Below are 21,364 nucleotides of genomic sequence, written 5' to 3' on the forward strand. Positions count from 1 at the left end.
AATAGGAAGAATGCGGTTTCCAAAAGGAGAAATATAGATGCAGGTAAAACCAGAACTGGAAATAGAAAAACAACTGATTAACCAGCTGGTAACTGGTGAAAGTCAATGGACTTATAGAGAAGACCTAAAAACAGAAGAACAACTATGGGACAATTTCTTTGAGAAACTAGCCCAAAACAACGTTGCTCTGCTAGCAGACCATCCCTTGACTGAGCAGGAGAAACGCCAGATTCAGAACCAACTCAACTTTGTCAGCTACTATGATGCTGCCAAGTGGTTGGTCGGAGAAAATGGCATTGCCAAAGTCGAGGTTCAAAGAGAAGATGCGAGCCTAGGTACCATCCGTTTGTCAGTCATTTGGAGAGACAATATCGCAGCAGGAAAGTCTAGCTACGAAGTTGTCAATCAAGTCCAAAGAGAAAAAGTAAATCCTCTGGACCAAGACCGTAGATTGGATGTTACTCTTCTCATCAACGGCTTACCCATGATTCAAATCGAGCTCAAGAGTTCCCAAGCAGCATTCATAGATGCCTTTCATCAGATTAAAAAATATGACCGTGAAGGGAAATTCCGTGGTATATACTCTAGCTTGCAGATGTTTGTTGTGACTAACAAGGTTGATACTCGCTATATCGCTGCAGCTCGTGAAAATAAACTCAACAAGCAATTTCTAACCAAGTGGGTGGATAAGGACAATCATCCTGTGACAAACCTGACTAGCTTTGCCCACGAAGTCCTTTCTATCCCTCGTGCCCACCAGATGGTCATGCAGTATTCTGTCATTGATGATAGCAAGAAATCTCTCATCCTCTTGCGCCCCTACCAGATCCATGCTATCGAAGCGGTGCAGGAAGCCTCTCGCCAGCAAGCATCAGGCTATGTTTGGCATACGACAGGTTCAGGGAAGACCTTGACTTCTTATAAGGTGGCGAGGAACCTCCTTCAAATTCCTTCTATCCAAAAGACGATTTTTGTCGTTGACCGTAGGGACTTGGACCAACAGACTACATCATCCTTCCTCTCTTATGCGACCAATGATGTCATCGATATCGATGAGACGGACAATACACATGATTTGGTCAAGCGCTTAGGAAGTAATGATAAACGTGTCGTGGTGACAACCATCCAGAAAATCACTACTATGATGCGCAAGTTTGACCAAGGTCTTTACCAACGAGATGCGGACAAAATCAAGGGACTCCGAGTGGCCTTTGTCGTGGATGAATGCCACCGTGCCGTGACACCACAAACACAAAAAGACATTAAAGCCTTTTTCCCTCAGTCTCTCTGGTATGGTTTTACAGGCACCCCCATCTTTAAGGAAAATAAACGCCAGCAAGTCGGCGACCTAGCCCAAACTACCCAGCAACAGTATGGAGACCGTCTCCATGAGTATACAGTCAAGGAAGCCATCCATGACGGAGCTGTCTTAGGCTTTAAGGTGGATTATCGCAATACCCTCATCACAGATCAGGCTGAAAACGACATACCTGATACGGTCTACGAAAATGAGGAACACATGCTGGAAGTCTTGGATGCTATTATCAATAAATCCCGCCAACAGCTAGGCTTCCAAAAAGGAGTGGGCAATACCTACAATGCCATCCTGACGGTCAAGTCTATCCCTCAAGCTCAAGCCTACTATGACCTTCTCAAAAGAGTCAAGGATGGTCAGACACGGGTCAAGGTATCTGAGAGAGTCAAGATGGTTCTTCCAGACTTTCCAAAGGCGACCATCACCTACTCTGTCACTGAAAATGAAGAAGAGTCAAGAGCCAACCAAGACCACATGAAGCAGGTCTTAGAGGACTATAACCAAGAGTTTGATACTCACTTTACTATGGCGGATCTGCGTGGCTTTAACACGGATGTCAATAACCGCCTTGCCCGTAAGCAAGACAAGTATCTCTATCGCAATGAGCAGTTGGACTTGGTTATCGTGGTCAATCGTCTCTTAACAGGATTTGATGCACCTTGTCTATCGACCCTCTTTATCGATCGTAAACCAATGCAACCGCAGGACTTGATTCAGGCCTTTAGTCGAACTAACCGTATCTTTGATTCTAGTAAGACCTATGGTCATATCATTACTTTCCAAAAGCCTATAGCCTTTAAGGAAGCAGTGGATAATGCCCTCAAACTCTACTCAAATGGTGGAGAAAATGATGTCCTAGCTCCTAGCTGGGAAGAGGAAAAGAGAAACTTTTTGAGAAGTTGTAGTGACTTCCAAAATCTCATCACAGATGACCCTGTAGAAGGACTCCAACTCGAACAAATCTCTACGCCACAGTTGAGAAAAATCGCCAAGGCCTATCAAGGATTTGATAAATATCTAGCTTCTATCCGAGTGTATAAAGAGTATGATGAGGACGAAATTTACGCCCAAACGGGACTCAGTGCAGAAGAGTTAGAAGTTTATCTTGGTTTTTATAAAAATATCCTAGCAGAATTGAAAAGTCGTTCTGACGATGATAACGACGATGATGGACCTTTTGATATCCACTATGAACTAGAGTCTATCCAAGTGGATGAGATTAACTATGCCTATATCCTGACCCTGATCCAAAGCCTGCTCGAGCAAGAGCAGAGTCCGGAAAAGAGTCTCAGCGCACAAGACAGAGAAGCGGTGGATACTTATATCCAAAGCCTTGAGAAAACCAATCCAAATCTGGCACAGATCATCTCAGAGCTTTGGCAAGAAGTACAGGCAAATCCTGACCGCTACAGAGGGCAATCCATCGCCAATATCCTTGACCAGATGATTGAAGCAGTCATCCAGCAGCATATCCAAGACTTTAGTAAGAACTGGTATATCGGTGAAGATGAACTCCGCTACTATGTCAATCACTACCGTAAGGGAGCGAAAAAACAACTAGGAGAAAGTCAACTGACCAAGAGTCAGCGCTACAAGGACTATAAAGTTGAGGTGACAGATGCCCTCAACCCACTCTTATATAAAAAACAAATCAAAGAAGCCTATACCCAACTGATCGAAGAAGTGATTGAGCCGTTGAGGGTTGGGAGATAGGAGAAGGGAAGTAAAATTCATTTGATAAAAAAATCATTTAAATTATCGTACAAGTATTTTTTTAGTTTTTTATCCTTGTTATCATTATTGGCGACTTTCATAAATATCAGTGATATTTATGAAAGTAATAATCTAATAAGCCATATATTTAAAGTTATAATAACTTTTTTTGTATTATATTTCTTAAGCTTCGCTTGTGCATTTTTATATTGCTATTTCAAAAGGAGAGTAATATATTTTAAATATAATAAATTTGAAGTTTCAGGAACATATGGGAATATCCTGGATTATATTGGGGATAGTAAAGTTAATTTAATAGTACCTGTAAATAGTTGTTTTGATACTAAAATAGATGATTCACTTATTTCTACCAATTCACTTCATGGACAAGTTATTAAATTTTTATACGATAATAATTTAGTATCACAGACAGAACTTGATAAGAAGATTAAGCATAGTTTGAGAGAACAGAATATATCACCAGTAAATATTGGTAATGATGTAAAACAAGGTGGAAAATCGGTTGGAAATTATAAAAGGTACCCTATCGGAAGTACTGCTTTTGTGGATATTGGTAACGTTAGATATCATTTTATAGCATTATCTATTATAGAAAATAATAAGAATGCTAAAACTAGTAATCAAGATTATCTTATAGTTTTGAATGCAATAGTTGATAATTGTTTTAGGAATTCTAATGGTAATCCGATATATTTACCCTTGGTTGGTTCTGGTTTGTCAAAACTGAATTATAATCATCAGCAACAATTAGAATTTATGGTTAAATACTTCATGCTACGTAAAACAAAATTAATATCTGATGTCGAAATCGTAATCCGAGAGGAAGATGGAGATACAATTTCTATATTATAATTTAGGTGAGAGATGAGTACGAATAAGGTAAAAGATCCGCTTATAGTTTTTATTAGTTCTAAATGTGATGGTAAGTATAGAGAGATGCGTAAAAGACTCTCTAAACTTATTAATGATTCGCCTTTAATGAATTCAATTTGTTATGAAGAAGAGGGAAGTCGCAGTGTTAAATCGGAGGAATTTTATGTAAATCATGTAAAGTCTTGTGACGTATGCTTGATTATAATTGATAATGAAGATGGAATCAGTTCTTCGGTTTTAAAGGAAATTGACACTGCAAAGAGGCATAATAAAAAATGTTTATATTTCTTTTGTACTGAAAATTCTAGTGAAAAGACTCAATTGCAGGAAGATCTTTTTGCAAAAGTAAAGTTTTCAGAAATAGCAGTGTTTGAACAAATCCCGGAAATAGTAATAGACTCAATTACTGGAGATATCATTGATTATTATCGTTATAGAGATAGTGATACTGTCGATTACAAAATTTCTGACATCAATACTGATAAGTATTCTTCAACAATTCTTGATATTTCAAAAGAATCAAAAGTGTTATGTGAATATCTTTTCAAAATATTTCAGTTGAACTTCTCACAAGATGAAAATAAATTATCAAACATTGAGCAAGAGATAATAAAGTTTTTTCAATTTGTTTTTAATAAACATAAATTCTTAGAAATTAATTTTGAAGTTCTAGAGGAGTATTTTGTTTCAAAAACTGAAGAGGAATCAAAAGAAATCCTAACTCAAAGATTCAATGCTTTAAAGTTATACTTTAGGGGTGATCTAAATGGTGCAATATCCATTCTATCTGATAGTTTAGTGAAAGCAACTAAAGATGTAAATATTCCAAAATGGATAGTTAACAATATAGCAATAGATTTAAGAAATGTTCAAAATGAGAAAGGGAATTATGAAAATAGATGGTCAATTTCAAATATTGGTCAGGAGTATATAAATAATTCAAAAGAGCCTCTTTACTTTCCATTGTTAGATAGAAGAGAGAAAATGTTTTTTGAGCAAATAGACAAATTTCAAGCAGATAATTTATATTCAGAATCTGTAAAAAGTTATAATCTATGTAATATCGGCCTATTTCAATGGATATCGGAATCATTTATTTTATCATTGGGTTATGCCTCTATTACTCATATACAATATGCAAAAATTTTGATGAAAGTGCTTTTAAGAACACTTACCGAAATGTATGATGATTATGAATTTAAAATAGAATTATTTGTCTTAGCAGTAACTTCTTCGGACAAAGAACTAGCGAATTTCTTACTTAAATCTAAACAGGTAATAGGTACAATTGGTTCAGAAGAGATTGAGTATACCATAGGATTGATTCGTAATATTGAATTTTTCAATAATCGTTTGCGTTCTCAATGCTACTTATTACGTTATTTTTCAGATTATATAAATGATTCTATAATTTCTTCGTTCCTTATGGAATTTAAAGGAGAAGTCATAAAATGGTTGAATCAAGATAATCGTGAGTTGAACTTGGAAAAGCCAATTTTTGATGCTTTAAAAAAGGTAATAACACGTTTTAATTATGAAGATACTGTTGTAATTTTAAACATAATTTTTGAAAAAAAACTAATTCGGTTTTATGATAGCGCATTTTCTCTATTATGTAGAATGGACTATCGTTGGCTAACAAACCAAACTCAGAAAAAAGTTGGAAATTATTTTATATTTAAAAATAATGAATATCAATTAGATGCATATGGAAGTTATAGCAATGCTTTGATAAATTATGTAAGAAATTCTACTATTGATAATGCCAATTTATTAAGGTATATTGAAGAGAATAATTCTGTATTAATGGAAAAAATCAATCTTGAGTTGGAACACAATACTGTTCCAGAAAAATATATTGATAAATATATTGAGGATATAATCAGTTATAATAGAACTCAAGGAGAAAATGGGATATTCACATTTTCGGCAGTAAATAATTTCCAAACAATATTTAATATTATTAAGATAGATAATGTAAAATTATCTGAAGAGATCTTTAATAGACTTATTGAAGTTTGTAAGCAGACTATTATTTCAAATAATCAAATATTAAGTGATAAATATTCTTCATTTAACCTTTTATTTCAAATTTATTTTTCTCAAATTCATGACCATAATTGGGAAAAACTAACAGATGTATTTCAATCAAATAGAAATACATTACTAGTACATAGTGATTTAACTGACGAAAATCCAATTATTTTATCTATTCAACTGAATGTAATGAAAAGTATTTGTGATGGTAACTATAATCTTGTTATTAACGATATACTTAAACTATCTGATGAAAATATATTTGAAATTAAGAGGCTAGTGTCGTTCCTACAAACAATTTTCGAATTTAATAAGTTTTCTCCGAATAATGAATTTATTATGTTTTGTACTTATTTTTGTTTAAACATGACCAAACATTATTCTAGAAATATTAAGATGAATGCAACAGATTTGTTGATTAAATTAACTAAATATGAAATAGTTAATCAGATTATATTAAATCAACTATCAAATATGATGGATTGTTCTAACTCCGATATCAAGCTAGTTATAGTAAAAAATATAGATAAAATTATTTCAAATGGTGATTATAAAGAATATATTATAGAGAAGGCAAAATTAGATAATCACTATTTAGTAACTAAGTATGCAAATGAATATAGAATGGAAAATTCTAATGAATAATTTTAAAATTCCCAAAATTAGATTTAACAGATTTGAGAGTACTTGGGCAGAAAATAGAATTGCAGATATAGTTAAAATATCTGCTGGTGGTGATGTAGATAAAGAAAGATTGAAGGAAAGTGGGAAATATCCCGTTATTGCGAATGCTTTGACAAACAAAGGAATCGTTGGATTTTATGACGATTATAAGGTGAAAGCTCCAGCAGTGACTGTTACGGGTCGTGGAGATGTTGGATATGCAGTAGCGAGACATGAAAATTTTACACCAGTTGTTAGACTTCTGACTCTTCAATCAGATAATATTGATGTAGATTATCTTGAAAATCAGATTAATTCTATGAAAATTTTAAATGAGTCTACGGGTGTTCCTCAATTGACAGCTCCTCAACTTGGGAACTATAAAGTGTATCATCCTGAAATTGAAGAACAATCCGCCATCGGCTCCCTATTCCGCACCCTCGACGACCTTCTGTCTAGCTACAAGGACAATCTTGCTAACTACCAATCTCTCAAGTCGTCCATGCTCTCCAAGATGTTTCCCAAAGCTGGACAGACAGTTCCTGAGATTCGTCTAGATGGATCTGAAGAGGACTGGAAAAGGAAGAGTTTATCAGAGGTTTGTACTATTAATTCTGGTAGAGACTATAAACATTTAAAGAATGGGGACATTCCTGTATATGGTACTGGTGGTTACATGCTTTCTGTAAATGAAAAATTATCTGATGAGGATGCTATAGGTATTGGAAGAAAAGGAACTATAAATAAACCATATTTATTATCAGCACCTTTTTGGACAGTAGATACTTTATTTTATGTTATATGTAAAGTAGGATATGACCTGAATTATCTTTTCTTAATTTTTCAAAAAATTCGATGGAAGAAATTTGATGAATCTACAGGTGTTCCAAGTTTGTCTAAAAAAACTATTGAAAAAGTAGTTTCAAAATTTCCATCTTATGAAGAACAATACGCTATTGGCACCTATTTCTCAAACCTCGATAACCTCATCAACTTACACCAAGAAAAAATTACTCAGCTAGGAACACTGAAAAAGAAACTCTTGGAGAATATGTTTATCTAACATTTATATTTACAGAAAGGGGTTAACCATGCCAGACACAACTTTTAAACGTGAAAAGAAAACAGACAAACCGGTTATTGCACTTTGCTATGATTTTGATAAAACTCTATCTCCAGATGATATGCAAGCTCAAGGATATATCCAAACAGTACAACCAGAAGGAAGTGATGTAATTGGTGATTTCTGGAAAGAGTCAAATAGTCGTGCTGCAGCAAACAATATGGATAAAAACCTTGCTTATATGTATACCATGAAGAAAAAAGCACGTGGACAAATTGTTTTTACGAAAGAAAAGCTTGCGGATTATGGTTCTAAAGTAGCATTATTCCGAGGCGTTAAGGATTGGTTTAAGCGCATTAGAGATTATGGAGCAAAAAGAGGTATTATTATCGAGCATTATATTATTTCTTCTGGTTTGAAAGAGATGATAGAAGGAACATCAATTGCGAAAGAGTTTAAAGAACTGTATGCAACATCATTCTATTTTGATGAAGACGGAGTAGCTGTTTGGCCTGCTCAAGTAGTGAATTATACTAATAAGACACAGTTTCTTTTCCGTATTTCAAAAGGAGTACTTGATGTAAATGATGATGCTGTTAATGATTCTTTTGCACCTGATGAAATCAGAGTTCCTTTTCGGAATATGGTTTATCTAGGGGACAGCGATACGGATATTCCTTGTATGAAATTGGTAAATTCTCAAGGCGGATATTCTATAGGTGTTTTTAATCCAGATGAAAAAGATAAAGTGAAGGCGAAAAATAAAGTCTATAAAATGATGCGGGATAATCGTATTTCTTATTTTGCCCCTGCAGATTATTCGGAAGGTAGCGAGCTTGATGAACTAGTGAAATTGATAATTGATAAAACTGTGTACAACGAAAAATTGTACAAGAAAAAGTATATTAATCAGAAGGAAGCTATTGAACAAGAAAAACCAAGAGAAGAACAGGAGAAAATAGACTTGATCAACTCTTTGGAAAGTAGCGCTAGTTTCAAAAGTACTCATGCTATTATCGAGAAATTATCAAAAAATACTAGTTGGAAACCAGAAGAAATAGAAGATCTCTTAGAAATTGCAGTGGAAAATACACAGGTATTACATATTTTGAATGACCAAGATATTAAAAAGTTTTACCAGTATCTAATTGAACAACTCGGTAGCAATACTGATGAGTTAATTAGAGACAAAGTTGAAAATATTCAACAAAAATTTGAATCATAAATTCTAGACAAGAATATTTAGGTGAGTTATGACGGAGAATAATTTAATAGAACTAGATAAAATTGATACCTCAACTGCGGCGCAAAATTTTGCAAATTTATTAAAAGAGAATAAGACATATTTTCTTAATGGTCCCTGGGGATCAGGTAAATCTAGTTTTCTTAAAGAAGTTGACGATACAAACCAAATCAAACTAGTTACCATTGATTTTTGGTGATTAAATGACAGTCGCTCGACTCTAGAAACAGTTTTTGCGAAGCTACATCCATATGTTTACTGGGGACTTAGATTAATTGTAATTCTATGCATTGCATTATCAATCCTAATGACTAATGTAGTTGATTTGGGTCTAAGTGTTCTTGTACCTACTTGGGTTATATTGAGTGCAGGAGTGGTTGCTTTAATAGTTGCAATCCATCAGTTTTTGAAAATAAAATCAGATGGAATTTATAGTTGGTTGTTGACGAAAAATTATCCTTCGTTTACGAAGACAGTCTTAGTAGTTGATGACTTTGATAGAATGACCATGGAACAGCAGGAAGCAAGTTATAAACTGTTTAGTTTACTCAAAGGAAAACTTCCGATTATTTTTATTGGAGATATAGATATAATTCATCGAAATGAGAGTAATTATCTCTCAAAAATTATTGATCGACGAATTGAGCTACCATTTGTTCTCCATCCTACAAAAATATGGACTGATTATTTCGAACAATTGGAAAAGAGGCTAGAAATAAAGCTTTCTGATAGATTTAAGAGGGTGTTCATAAAAGATGAAAGAAATTTACGAGACAGAGAACGCTTTAACGATTATGTTAATCTGGAATTGATAGGACGTAATAAAGAGAAATATGTTCAAATTGAGCAACAACTAGTTGTCATATATCTTTTTCTATATTATCCAAGATTTTATGAAAGTTTAAAGACAGATAAAGGATTTATTAAATTAGATTCTAATAAACAGTTAATAAAGGAACTTCATAATATATTGTTTGAAAAAAATAATTCATATCCAAGTTGTTATCTTTCAAATAGGGAAGGATACCTTATAAATGAAGTACCATCAAATAGACGCACTGAAGAATTGATTCAGATTATTGATGAGGAACAACAACTTTCTAATGAAATTTTACTTTCACAGAATGATTTCCTAGATTTTATCAATGGAGAATACGAAAAACTAACAAATCAACAACAAGATTTATTGTTTTCAAACGCTTTAAAATTATCTACTCATAGTGAAGATAACCTGCTAGTAAATCTTATTATACAAAAGGAGGTTAAGACTAAAATTCCTGAATATAGGATAGGGACTCAAGATGTGGATATTGAATTAGTTAGAAAGACTTATTTTTTTGTAGAGAGTGTTTTAGGTAAAGCAGATGTAAGCGAGATATTCTGTTTTATTTTCAAACATAAAATTTTTAGGTATCAAGATATGGTAGGTCTTGATATAGGATTAAGTCCTTACAATAAAGAATTCTCGTCATACAGGTGGAAATATATAATAATAATGATGCACTTGTATGAACTAGATAAAAAACTTCAATATTATGATTGGGACAATACTATCTGGGGAGCCATAATTAAACTAAGTACAGAAGAGTTCCTCCGTTTTTGGCTAGAATTTGGATTTATAAGTAATAAAGATCAGAATAAACCTGGGTATGATTCTAAAAATAAAGAATATATTTTTGTAAAAGATTTTGACACTTATGCTGACGAAGCAGATATTATTTTCTTAAAAGGAAGTATTAAGGAAAGATTAAACAAACTTGAAAAAGAAGGATTCAAATTCGAAGATTAAAAGATAAAAGGAGCATTCATGGTATCTGTAACACAACGTATCAAAGAAATTAACCAACCTCGAGGTGGCTACTTGCCCATCAAGTTATTTTCAGTAGAGCAGTTCGAAGATCACAGAGTTCTGAATCCTGTAGAGTCTGTATCTCCTAGTTTAGTGGGGATTTGTGTGGACTACTTAACCCGTTTTATGAAAGGGGCAGAAGCCAGTGATGCTTTCAGAATATCTCTCATGGGAGCTCATAAGGTTGGCATGGGAGACCTAGCAGAAGCACTTCTTGATTTGGTGACAGGATTGGATGATTTATCGATAGAAAGTGCGTGTCGTTTGGTTTCTTTTGATGTCGTTTTTCGTGCGGGGATTAAGTATTATAAGCCTTTTGAGGAAATTTCAGTGGATGCCGAAACGATAGAGAATATTTGTATCATGGTGGAGCGAAGCCTTTGTTTCTTTGATTTCTATGGTCCTTTGGTGAAAGATGGCTTTAACTTTCTTGGAGGTTATACAGATACGATTGACAAGGGTGATGGAGATTTTCTTACCAAGGATACACTGTGGGATTTTAAGGTGACTAAAACAGCTCCAAATAAAGACCATACGCTACAAGTCCTTGTATACTATATCATGGGTTTACATTCCTATGATCCTGACTTCCTATCTATCGAAAATCTTGGATTTTATAACCCTCGAAAAAATATCGTTTATCAACTTCCTGTCTCTGATATTCCTTTAGATTTGATTCAAACGATTGAGAATGAAGTGATTTGTTATAAATGATTGCTTGTTTAAAAAAATTAATTGCAAAACTTAGAAAGAAACACTATGGAAACAACACAAACGTCCCAGTCGCTCTACCAAGCCCTGTGGAACTCAGCGGATGTTCTCCGCTCCAAGATGGATGCTAATGACTACAAGTCCTATCTCTTGGGCATGGTCTTTTATAAGTATCTGTCAGACAAGATGCTCTTTTTCGTGGCGGAGACTATGGAAGAGGGGACTGATAGCCTTGAGGATGCTCTTGAGGTCTATCGCAACTACTACGAGGATGCGGAGACCCATGAGGATCTGGTCTCTGTCATGAACGATGAGCTCAACTATATCATCAAGCCAGACTTGACCTTTACAGCTCTGGTAGCACGTGTTAATGAGGGGACTTTCCAGCTAGAAGACTTGGCTCAAGGTTTTCGTGATATTGAGCAGAGTGACGACCTCTATGAAAATCTCTTTGAAGATATCGACCTCTACTCTAAAAAGCTAGGGGCAACTCCACAAAAGCAAAACCAAACGGTAGCAGCAGTCATGAAAGAGTTGGCTGTACTAGATGTGGCTGGTCATGCTGGCGATATGCTGGGGGATGCCTATGAGTATCTAATCGGTCAGTTTGCGACTGACTCGGGCAAGAAAGCTGGTGAGTTCTATACGCCTCAGCCTGTTGCCAAGCTCATGACTCAGATTGCCTTTTTAGGTCGTGAAGACCAGGAAGGTTTTACCATCTATGATGCGACTATGGGATCCGGCTCTCTCTTGCTCAATGCCAAGAAATACTCTCATAAACCGCAAACCGTTGTCTACTTTGGTCAGGAGCTCAATACTTCGACCTATAACCTAGCTCGGATGAACATGATTCTACACGGCGTTCCTGTTGAGAATCAATTCCTACACAATGCCGATACACTGGATGAAGACTGGCCAACTCAAGAGCCGACCAACTTTGATGGGGTTCTCATGAACCCTCCATACTCTGCCAAATGGTCAGCAAGTTCTGGCTTTATGGCTGACCCTCGTTTTTCTCCTTTTGGGAAACTGGCGCCCCAATCCAAGGCTGATTTTGCCTTTCTCCTACATGGATATTACCACCTCAAGCAGGATAATGGAGTTATGGCCATCGTCCTTCCCCACGGTGTTCTCTTCCGTGGAAATGCGGAAGGAACCATTCGTAAGGCCTTGTTAGAAGAAGGGGCTATTGACACAGTTATCGGTTTACCTGCCAATATCTTCTTTAATACCAGCATTCCGACTACGGTTATCATTCTCAAAAAGAACCGTACCAATCGTGATGTCTACTTTATCGATGCTTCTAAGGAGTTTGATAAGGGGAAAAATCAAAATATCATGACGGATGCCCATATCGAGAAGATTCTGGAAGCCTACAAGTCTCGTGAGGAGATTGATAAGTTTGCCCACCTAGCAAGCTATGAAGAAATCGTCGAAAATGATTATAACCTCAATATCCCTCGCTACGTAGATACCTTTGAGGAAGAAGAAGTAGAGCCATTGACAGACATCGTCAGCAAGATTAACAAGACAAATGAAGAAATCCAAACCCAAACGGCTTCATTGCTTGAAATGCTCAACCAACTCCACGGAACTACACCGGAAGCCGATGCTGAACTCAAAGAGTTTTTGAAAAACTTTAAAGGGTGATAGGCTTAATTGATTCACTCATTTTATAAAATAACTTTGTTTCCGTATTTCCTGGGAACTAGTAGAAAGTTAGGAGAAATATGGAAAACAACAACCAACGTGCCCTTTGTCAGCACCTCTGGGCGGAAAACAAATACCTTGTTTTGAGCCATTCCAGCAATATTTACAAGGACATTCGCCAGTATCTTAAGCAAGAAGTGGTAGAAGTAAGTCAGGTTCAAGAGATGATTGACCGTGCTTGTCAGATTCCAGAGCACAGGGGTCAGGTTTGCAATGCCTTCCAGCATATTTGGGGCTATTTTAAAAAGCAAGCTAGCCTTGATGAACGCAAAGACTATATGCTCTTGTTGGATCGCTACCGCTTTGCTCAAGCTTCCAAGGAGGACTTGATTGCTAGGACTAGAGACTTGCTTGAGCGTTATCCAAATGTATATCTGCAACATTCTACCTTGCTGAAAGGAGACTCCCATGAGACTTTGGCATGAGGCTTTGATTTCACAACTTCCCCGTCCTCAGCTCTTGGGGCAACATCGAGAGTGTTGTACCCTTCGTGGCAATGGCTGGGGCAGAAAGCATGCGACGGTGGACTATGTCTTTACCCACTCGCCCTATCGTCTCTATGCCTATCATGACTTGATCATGGAGGAGATGGCTAGCCGTGGCTACAAGGTCAGCCCAGAGTGGCTGGACAAGAACTACCGCGGCAAGACCTGCCCTCCTTATCAAGACTTAGCAGAGGAAAAGCTGAACAGTCCTATCTATAGCGAGCATGACCATGCCTACTATGAGGAGTGTCTGGCAAATCTCCGTGACAAGGGGATAGAGTTGGAGTATTAGTAAGGATGATTTCCAATGGTTAACTCTTTTCGTATTTTTCGAATAATAAAAATGAGAGAGTGGGACAGAAATCGGTAATTCGTTAGAATTCGATTTCGTCGTCCCACCTCCGCACAGTTGAGTAGGGCTGTAAAAGCTGATGAAATCAGCGTAGTAGAGTCCACTCAACCACTGCGCCTTGCTCGACAATCCATAGAAAATTGAGAGGCTAGGACTTTTGTCCCAGCCTCTTCTTTTTATAAGTATTTGAATTTACTTTTAATAACTTTTGAGTTATAATTTTAAAAAAGCCAAGCGTGAACTGAAGGACTTAAAAGAAAGAGGGTTAAGTGATGAAAAATAGAGCCATTGGGAGTAATTGGAAGGATGTCCGGTCAGAACTCTTCACCAAGGAGGAAATCCTTGAAAGTGATATGCGAGTGGCAATCATGAGTGAATTGATTGAGGCTAGACGTGAGTAAGGAATTAGTCAGAAAAAGCTAGAAGAGCTCAGTGGAGTGAGCCAGCCTGTTATTGCTAGGATGGAAACAGGTAAGACTAGCCCTCAGTTAGATACCGTCTTAAAAGTTTTAGCCAGTTTAGGCAAGACACTAGCAGTCGTTCCACTTGAACAGGAAAAAGGTTGATAGGGATGAAATGACTTTGTTTGCTAAAATCATCCACTGGATAATTTTACCTCCCGTCCGCACTTTTCAAGGGGAATATCAAAATGAAGAAAAAGACCTATAGTCTTTTCTAATACCAAGCCATAGTCAGCTGTCAATTTACTATTATTTTACGATGATCTAGCAACCTTGAAAGGCAACTAATCTACATCTATCAAAGGATTTGGGGAAACTTCTCTAAATCTTTTTTTGTCTTTTAAATCGAGATATAGTTTCAAACTATATCAAAGCCTAATTTTTTACAATTATACAGACAGTTTCTTTTCTGTTAAGATAGTTTCAACAACAATTTTTGGAGGACAAAACATGTCAACTACAATTATCGGTTTCCCTCGTTTGGGTGAATTCCGCGAATTAAAATTTACAACTGAAAAATACTTTAGAAAAGAAATCTCAGAAGAAGAACTCTTGGCTGCTGCTAAAGAATTGCGTGCGAAACACTGGAACATCGTCAAAGAAAAAGGTATCACTGAAATCCCATCAAATGACTTTTCTCACTATGACAACTTCCTTGATGCTGCTTTCCTTTTCAACGTAGTTCCTGCATCTGTTCAAAACTTAGAATTATCTGATCTTGAACGTTACTTTGCTTTGGGACGCGGTTACCAAGGAGAAAAAGGGGATGTTCGTGCCCTTCCGATGAAGAAATGGTTCAACACTAACTACCACTACATCGTTCCTAAATTTGAAAAAGACACTCAAGTAAAATTGGCTGGTCACAAGATTTTCGATGAGTTCCAAGAAGCAAAAGAACTTGGCCTTAACACTCGTCCTGTCCTTGTAGGTCCATTCACTTTCCTTCAATTATCAGACTATGAAGAAGGTGTGAAAGCAGAAGACTTCGTAGATAGCTTAGTGGCTGCTTACCAAGATGTTTTTGCTAAATTGGCTGAACTTGGTGCGACTCGTATCCAACTCGATGAAGCTGCTCTTGTCAAAGACTTGACTGCTGAAGAAAAAGCTCTCTTCTTGAACCTCTACAACAAGCTTTTGGCTGACAAAAAAGGTCTTGAAGTTTTACTTCAAACTTACTTCGGAGACGTTCGTGACGTCTATGCTGACCTTGTGAAATTGCCAGTAGATGCGATCGGTCTTGACTTCGTTGAAGGTAAGAAAACTCTTGAACTCGTTAAAGGTGGCTTCCCAGCTGACAAGACTCTTTATGCAGGTATTGTCAATGGTAAGAACATCTGGCGCAACAACTATGAAAAGAGCTTGGCTGTTCTTGAGCAAATTCCAGCTGAAAACATTGTTTTGACAAGCTCATGTTCACTTCTTCATGTGCCATTTACAACTGCTAACGAAGAATTTGAACCAGCTATCTTGAACCACTTTGCATTTGCAGTTGAAAAATTGGATGAGATCCGTGACTTGGATGCTATCCGCAATGGTCAAGGTGCAGAAGCTCTTGCTGCTAACAAAGAACTCTTTGCGACTGAACGTGTTGGTGAAAATGCGGAACTTCGTGCTCGTATCGCAGGATTGACTGACGCAGACTACACTCGTTTGCCAGCCTTTGCTGAACGTGAAGCTATCCAAGAAGATGCCTTCAAACTTCCAGCTCTTCCAACAACAACCATCGGTTCATTCCCTCAAACTAAGGAAGTTCGTGCGAAGCGTTTGGCCTTCCGTAAGGGTGAATTGTCACAAGAAGAATACGATGCCTTCCTTGCTGAAACCATCGACGAATGGATCAAGTGGCAAGAAGAAGTAGGATTTGACGTACTTGTACACGGTGAATTCGAGCGTAATGACATGGTTGAGTACTTCGGTCAAAACTTGTCAGGTTACCTCTTCTCTAAGAATGGTTGGGTACAATCATACGGTATGCGTGGGGTTAAACCACCAATCATCTGGGGTGATGTGACTCGTCTCAACCCAATCACTGTGAAATGGTCTAGCTACGCACAAAGCCGTACGGACAAACCTGTTAAAGGTATGTTGACTGGACCTGTTACCATCCTTAACTGGTCATTCCCACGTGAAGACATCTCTATTAAGGATTCTACTCTTCAAATCGCTCTTGCAATCAAGGATGAAGTTCTTGACCTTGAAGCTGCAGGTGTTAAAATCATCCAAATCGACGAGGCTGCTCTTCGTGAGAAATTGCCACTCCGTCGTAGCGACTGGTACGAAGACTACCTTGACTGGGCTATTCCAGCCTTCCGCTTGGTACACTCAACAGTAGCACCAGATACACAAATCCACACTCACATGTGTTACTCAGAATTTACAGATATCATCCCAGCTATCGACAACATGGATGCGGACGTTATCTCATTTGAAGCTAGCCGTTCAAATCTTGAAATCTTGGACGAACTCAAAGCTCAAAACTTCCAGACAGAAGTGGGCCCTGGAGTTTACGATATCCACTCTCCTCGTGTGCCTAACGAAGGCGAAATCGACCACACCATCGAAGCCATCCTTGCTAAAGTACCAAGCAAGAAAGTATGGATCAACCCTGACTGTGGTTTGAAAACACGTGGTATCCCAGAAACGAAAGAAAGCTTGATCCGCCTTGTAGACGCTGCGAAAGCTGCGCGTGAGAAATTGTAAGAAAAGACAATTCTCTCTACACGGTTGATCAGTAAGAAATCAACTAGAAAAGGTTCATACATATGTCACGTCAAACACCGTCCCTCTCATTTGAAGTTTTCCCTCCAAACCCAGAAGTAGGCAATGACAAAATTATCGCAGCCCTGAAAGACATGCAGGGCTTGGCGCCACACTTCATCAGTGTGACTGCTAGTAATAATAAATTTAATATCAAAGAGACGACGGTTCGTTTGGCAGACTATATCCAAAATGACTTGGAGATTCCAACCATTGCTCACTTGCCAGCTATCTATTTGACTAAGGATAAGGTGGCTGAGACCATTGCGGATTTGGATAAAGTTGGTGTTCAGAAAATCTTGGCTTTGCGTGGGGATATCATTCCAGGTGTTGAGCCGCAGAAGGATTTCCGTTACGCAACAGACTTGATTGAGTTTATCACTGAACAGGCACCACACTTTGATATTGTTGGAGCTTGTTACCCAGAAGGGCACCCGGATTCGCCAAACCAAATCTCAGATATCCAAAATCTTAAGAAAAAAGTGGATGCAGGCTGCTCAAGCCTTGTCACTCAGCTATTCTTTGACAATGAGCGTTTCTACGATTTCCAAGATAAGTGTACCTTGGCTGGAATTGATGTTCCCATTCATGCAGGGATTATGCCAATCCTTAACCGTAACCAAGCGCTTCGTCTCTTGAAGACTTGTGAGAATATCCATCTCCCACGTAAATTTAAGGCTATCTTGGACAAGTATGAGAATGACCCTGAGTCACTCAGAGCAGCAGGACTTGCCTATGCCGTAGACCAAATCGTGGACTTGGTAACGCAAGACGTAGCAGGCGTGCATCTCTACACCATGAACAACGCAGACACTGCTCAGTACATCCACCAAGCTACCCATGCCTTGTTCAATCATCAACCTTAAAATAATCAAAAGCAAACCATTCTTCTTTTCATAGCAGAATGGTTCCTTTTTTATAGAAAAGACCGTACTTTTTAAGAAAAATATGATAAAATAGACTCTGTACGTACTTGATACAAAGATGAGGGTATAAACGATGTTTAAGCAGTCTTAATCTTATATCAAAGAGATGTAAGGTAAAGAATCAGACCTAAAGTATTTTCGGAGTTGAACACGGGCTAAATCCCTAGTGAAAAAGATAGATTTCCTGATGTGCATCGCACACTGCGTCAATCTCCTATTTTCATACGGGATTCTTAACGCCCTTTGTATCCTGATTTTTGTAGGCAAGGCGTATAATTTTATCAATCCAAAGGGGATTAAAATGACAAAACATGTGTTTCAAACGACTTTTGCGGGTCGTGAGTTGATCGTAGAGACTGGTCAGGTTGCTAAGCAAGCAAATGGCTCTGTTGTGGTACGTTACGGTGAGTCAACTGTCTTGACTGCTGCCGTTATGTCTAAGAAGATGGCAACTGGGGATTTCTTCCCGCTTCAAGTCAACTACGAAGAAAAAATGTATGCGGCTGGGAAATTTCCTGGTGGCTTTATGAAACGTGAAGGACGTCCTTCAACAGATGCAACTTTGACAGCGCGTTTGATTGACCGTCCAATCCGTCCAATGTTTGCGGAAGGTTTCCGTAATGAAGTGCAAGTCATCAATACTGTTCTTTCTTACGATGAAAATGCATCTGCACCAATGGCAGCTATGTTTGGTTCATCATTGGCCTTGTCTATCTCAGATATTCCGTTTGATGGCCCAATCGCTGGGGTACAAGTGGGTTACGTCGATGGCCAAATCATCATCAACCCAACGCAAGAACAAGCAGAGCAATCGCTTCTTGAATTGACAGTAGCCGGTACTAAGCACGCTATTAACATGGTAGAGTCTGGTGCCAAAGAATTGTCAGAAGAAATCATGTTGGAAGCCCTTCTCAAAGGACATGAAGCTGTCAAAGAATTGATTGCCTTCCAAGAAGAAATCGTTGCGGCAGTTGGTAAAGAAAAAGCAGCAGTTGAATTGCTTCATGTAGATGCTGAATTGCAAGCCGAAATCATCGCAGCCTACAACAGTGACCTTCAAAAAGCAGTCCAAGTAGAAGAAAAATTGGCTCGTGAAGCTGCAACTCAAGCAGTGAAAGACCAAGTAACAGCAGTTTATCAAGAAAAATATGCAGATCACGAAGAATTTGACCGTATCATGCGTGATGTGGCTGAAATCTTGGAACAAATGGAACACGCAGAAGTGCGCCGTTTGATCACAGAAGACAAGGTTCGTCCTGATGGTCGTAAGGTCGATGAAATCCGTCCTTTGGATGCGGTTGTTGACTTCGTTCCCCGTGTGCACGGTTCAGGTCTCTTTACTCGTGGACAAACTCAGGCTCTTTCTATCTTGACTTTGGCACCAATGGGTGAAACGCAAATCATCGATGGTTTGGATCCAGAGTACAAGAAACGCTTTATGCACCACTATAACTTCCCACAATACTCTGTAGGGGAAACTGGACGTTACGGTGCTCCAGGTCGCCGTGAAATTGGTCACGGTGCTCTTGGGGAGCGTGCTCTTGCTCAAGTATTGCCAAGCTTGGAAGAATTCCCATATGCGATCCGTTTGGTAGCAGAAGTCTTGGAATCAAATGGTTCTTCATCTCAAGCATCTATCTGTGCGGGAACACTTGCCCTTATGGCTGGTGGTGTGCCAATCAAGGCACCAGTAGCAGGGATTGCTATGGGTCTCATCTCAGATGGTAACAACTATACAGTATTGACAGATATCCAAGGTTTGGAAGACCACTTTGGAGACATGGATTTCAAGGTTGCAGGTACTCGCGATGGGATTACAGCCCTTCAAATGGATATCAAGATCCAAGGGATTACTGCAGAAATCTTGACTGAAGCTCTTGCCCAAGCCAAGAAAGCTCGTTTTGAAATCCTTGATGTGATCGAAGCAACTATTCCAGAAGTTCGTCCAGAATTGGCTCCAACTGCACCGAAAATTGATACTATCAAGATTGATGTTGATAAGATTAAGATTGTCATCGGTAAAGGTGGAGAAACCATCGATAAGATCATCGCTGAAACAGGCGTTAAGATTGACATCGACGAAGAAGGTAACGTATCTATCTACTCTAGCGACCAAGATGCTATCAACCGTGCTAAAGAAATCATTGCTGGTTTGGTTCGTGAAGCCAAAGTGGACGAAGTCTACCATGCCAAAGTTGTTCGTATCGAGAAATTTGGTGCCTTTGTCAACCTCTTTGACAAGACAGATGCCCTCGTACACATCTCTGAAATGGCTTGGACTCGTACTAACAATGTAGAAGATTTAGTTCAAATTGGTGATTTTGTAGATGTGAAGGTTATTAAGATCGATGAAAAAGGTCGTGTAGATGCTTCTATGAAAGCACTCTTGCCACGTCCGCCAAAACCTGAACGTTCAGAAGAAAAAGGGGATAAAGGTCATCGTCATGGCGATCGTCCTCGTCACCACCACAAGGACCACAAACCTAAGAAAGAAACTACAGAAACACCAAAAGACTCAGAATAAGAAAGGAGAAATGTATGGGATGGTGGCGTGAAACCATTGATATCGTAAAAGAAAATGATCCAGCGGCCCGCACTACCTTGGAAGTCTTGCTGACTTATCCTGGTGTCAAAGCCTTGGCTGCTCACCGTCTCTCTCATTTTCTCTGGAAACATGGCTTTAAGCTTTTAGCTCGTATGCACAGCCAGTTTTGGCGTTTTTGGACGCAGATAGAGATTCACCCTGGTGCTCAGATCGAATCAGGTGTCTTTATTGACCATGGAGCAGGACTTGTGATTGGGGAGACAGCTATCGTTGAAAAAGGTGTTCTTCTCTACCATGGGGTTACTCTTGGTGGGACAGGTAAGGATAGTGGCAAACGCCATCCGACCGTTCGTAAAGGAGCGCTCATTTCTGCTCATGCCCAAGTCATCGGACCTGTAGAAATCGGTGAAAATGCTAAAGTCGGTGCAGCTGCAGTCGTTGTGGCAGATGTTCCTAGTGATGTGACGGTTGTCGGCATTCCTGCTAAGATTGTTCGAGTTCACGGGCAAAAGGATGAACCAACCATTCACGAAGTCGAAGAAAAACGTGAATACTACGTCAATAAACTTGAGCATGCTAGAGAAGCCAGTCACAGGTCGTCTGGTTTGTAATGAGAAGTGACTCTTTAATTAGGAGGTTA

General features: G+C 38.4%; 15 protein-coding genes and 1 pseudogene. All 16 read left to right on the forward strand.

Annotation, left to right across the window (positions count from 1 at the left end; translation table 11 throughout):
• Nucleotides 1–37 precede the first annotated feature (37 nt).
• The 16 genes and pseudogenes from ACVAMZ_RS02555 (at nucleotide 38) to cysE (ending at nucleotide 21,335) form a co-directional block, all read left to right on the forward strand.
• Complete coding sequence (locus tag ACVAMZ_RS02555) at nucleotides 38–3,028, forward strand: type I restriction endonuclease subunit R (protein ID WP_461684944.1); 2,991 nt, start codon at nucleotides 38–40, stop codon at nucleotides 3,026–3,028.
• A 21-nt stretch (nucleotides 3,029–3,049) separates the two neighbouring features.
• Nucleotides 3,050–3,901, forward strand: a complete 852-nt coding sequence (locus tag ACVAMZ_RS02560) for a macro domain-containing protein (protein WP_461684945.1) — start codon at nucleotides 3,050–3,052, stop codon at nucleotides 3,899–3,901.
• A gap of 12 nt (nucleotides 3,902–3,913) precedes the next feature.
• A complete protein-coding gene (locus ACVAMZ_RS02565; RefSeq protein ID WP_461684946.1) occupies nucleotides 3,914–6,604 on the forward strand; it encodes a DUF4062 domain-containing protein in 2,691 nt (896 codons plus the stop codon).
• A complete protein-coding gene (locus ACVAMZ_RS02570) occupies nucleotides 6,597–7,685 on the forward strand; it encodes a restriction endonuclease subunit S (protein ID WP_461684947.1) in 1,089 nt (362 codons plus the stop codon). Before ACVAMZ_RS02565 ends, ACVAMZ_RS02570 begins: the two co-directional genes overlap by 8 nt.
• Nucleotides 7,686–7,713: 28 nt before the next feature.
• Entirely contained in the window at nucleotides 7,714–8,910 is a 1,197-nt protein-coding gene (locus ACVAMZ_RS02575) for an HAD family hydrolase (RefSeq protein WP_414258810.1), read from the forward strand.
• 28 nt (nucleotides 8,911–8,938) lie between these two features.
• Nucleotides 8,939–9,127 carry a P-loop NTPase fold protein gene (locus ACVAMZ_RS02580; protein ID WP_461684948.1) on the forward strand — a complete coding sequence of 63 codons (189 nt, stop codon included), beginning with the start codon at nucleotides 8,939–8,941 and terminating at the stop codon, nucleotides 9,125–9,127.
• Between the two features lie 108 nt (nucleotides 9,128–9,235).
• Nucleotides 9,236–10,717 (forward strand): P-loop NTPase fold protein, encoded by a 1,482-nt coding sequence (locus ACVAMZ_RS02585; RefSeq protein WP_461684949.1) that lies wholly within the window; start codon nucleotides 9,236–9,238, stop codon nucleotides 10,715–10,717.
• An 18-nt stretch (nucleotides 10,718–10,735) separates the two neighbouring features.
• Nucleotides 10,736–11,491, forward strand: a complete 756-nt coding sequence (locus ACVAMZ_RS02590) for a hypothetical protein (RefSeq protein ID WP_461684950.1) — start codon at nucleotides 10,736–10,738, stop codon at nucleotides 11,489–11,491.
• Nucleotides 11,492–11,536: 45 nt separating this feature from the next.
• Nucleotides 11,537–13,138, forward strand: coding sequence for a type I restriction-modification system subunit M (locus ACVAMZ_RS02595; RefSeq protein ID WP_461684951.1), 1,602 nt, complete (start codon nucleotides 11,537–11,539; stop codon nucleotides 13,136–13,138).
• Nucleotides 13,139–13,218: 80 nt separating this feature from the next.
• Complete coding sequence (locus ACVAMZ_RS02600; RefSeq protein WP_461684952.1) at nucleotides 13,219–13,623, forward strand: YbgA family protein; 405 nt, start codon at nucleotides 13,219–13,221, stop codon at nucleotides 13,621–13,623.
• Entirely contained in the window at nucleotides 13,607–13,975 is a 369-nt protein-coding gene (locus ACVAMZ_RS02605; RefSeq protein ID WP_461684953.1) for a TIGR02328 family protein, read from the forward strand. Before ACVAMZ_RS02600 ends, ACVAMZ_RS02605 begins: the two co-directional genes overlap by 17 nt.
• A gap of 332 nt (nucleotides 13,976–14,307) precedes the next feature.
• Nucleotides 14,308–14,601 (forward strand): annotated as a pseudogene (locus tag ACVAMZ_RS02610) (helix-turn-helix domain-containing protein).
• 345 nt (nucleotides 14,602–14,946) lie between these two features.
• Complete coding sequence (gene metE, locus ACVAMZ_RS02615) at nucleotides 14,947–17,196, forward strand: 5-methyltetrahydropteroyltriglutamate--homocysteine S-methyltransferase (RefSeq protein ID WP_461684954.1); 2,250 nt, start codon at nucleotides 14,947–14,949, stop codon at nucleotides 17,194–17,196.
• Between the two features lie 62 nt (nucleotides 17,197–17,258).
• Entirely contained in the window at nucleotides 17,259–18,119 is an 861-nt protein-coding gene (gene metF, locus ACVAMZ_RS02620; RefSeq protein ID WP_096408101.1) for a methylenetetrahydrofolate reductase [NAD(P)H], read from the forward strand.
• 361 nt (nucleotides 18,120–18,480) lie between these two features.
• Nucleotides 18,481–20,703 carry a polyribonucleotide nucleotidyltransferase gene (gene pnp, locus ACVAMZ_RS02625; protein ID WP_461684955.1) on the forward strand — a complete coding sequence of 741 codons (2,223 nt, stop codon included), beginning with the start codon at nucleotides 18,481–18,483 and terminating at the stop codon, nucleotides 20,701–20,703.
• Nucleotides 20,704–20,717: 14 nt separating this feature from the next.
• Nucleotides 20,718–21,335, forward strand: coding sequence for a serine O-acetyltransferase (cysE, locus tag ACVAMZ_RS02630; RefSeq protein WP_004251281.1), 618 nt, complete (start codon nucleotides 20,718–20,720; stop codon nucleotides 21,333–21,335).
• The last annotated feature ends 29 nt before the right edge of the window (nucleotides 21,336–21,364 follow it).

Source organism: Streptococcus sp. KHUD_017 (assembly GCF_054861245.1).

What these genes read in the sequence shown, in the direction of transcription:
- ACVAMZ_RS02595 (WP_461684951.1), top strand. Translation starts at nt 11,537, where the DNA reads ATGGAAACAACACAAACGTCCCAGTCGCTCTACCAAGCCCTGTGGAAC.
- cysE (WP_004251281.1), top strand. Translation starts at nt 20,718, where the DNA reads ATGGGATGGTGGCGTGAAACCATTGATATCGTAAAAGAAAATGATCCA.
- ACVAMZ_RS02580 (WP_461684948.1), top strand. Translation starts at nt 8,939, where the DNA reads ATGACGGAGAATAATTTAATAGAACTAGATAAAATTGATACCTCAACT.
- ACVAMZ_RS02575 (WP_414258810.1), top strand. Translation starts at nt 7,714, where the DNA reads ATGCCAGACACAACTTTTAAACGTGAAAAGAAAACAGACAAACCGGTT.
- pnp (WP_461684955.1), top strand. Translation starts at nt 18,481, where the DNA reads ATGACAAAACATGTGTTTCAAACGACTTTTGCGGGTCGTGAGTTGATC.
- ACVAMZ_RS02585 (WP_461684949.1), top strand. Translation starts at nt 9,236, where the DNA reads ATGACTAATGTAGTTGATTTGGGTCTAAGTGTTCTTGTACCTACTTGG.
- ACVAMZ_RS02570 (WP_461684947.1), top strand. Translation starts at nt 6,597, where the DNA reads ATGAATAATTTTAAAATTCCCAAAATTAGATTTAACAGATTTGAGAGT.
- ACVAMZ_RS02565 (WP_461684946.1), top strand. Translation starts at nt 3,914, where the DNA reads ATGAGTACGAATAAGGTAAAAGATCCGCTTATAGTTTTTATTAGTTCT.
- metE (WP_461684954.1), top strand. Translation starts at nt 14,947, where the DNA reads ATGTCAACTACAATTATCGGTTTCCCTCGTTTGGGTGAATTCCGCGAA.
- metF (WP_096408101.1), top strand. Translation starts at nt 17,259, where the DNA reads ATGTCACGTCAAACACCGTCCCTCTCATTTGAAGTTTTCCCTCCAAAC.
- ACVAMZ_RS02600 (WP_461684952.1), top strand. Translation starts at nt 13,219, where the DNA reads ATGGAAAACAACAACCAACGTGCCCTTTGTCAGCACCTCTGGGCGGAA.
- ACVAMZ_RS02605 (WP_461684953.1), top strand. Translation starts at nt 13,607, where the DNA reads ATGAGACTTTGGCATGAGGCTTTGATTTCACAACTTCCCCGTCCTCAG.
- ACVAMZ_RS02555 (WP_461684944.1), top strand. Translation starts at nt 38, where the DNA reads ATGCAGGTAAAACCAGAACTGGAAATAGAAAAACAACTGATTAACCAG.
- ACVAMZ_RS02590 (WP_461684950.1), top strand. Translation starts at nt 10,736, where the DNA reads ATGGTATCTGTAACACAACGTATCAAAGAAATTAACCAACCTCGAGGT.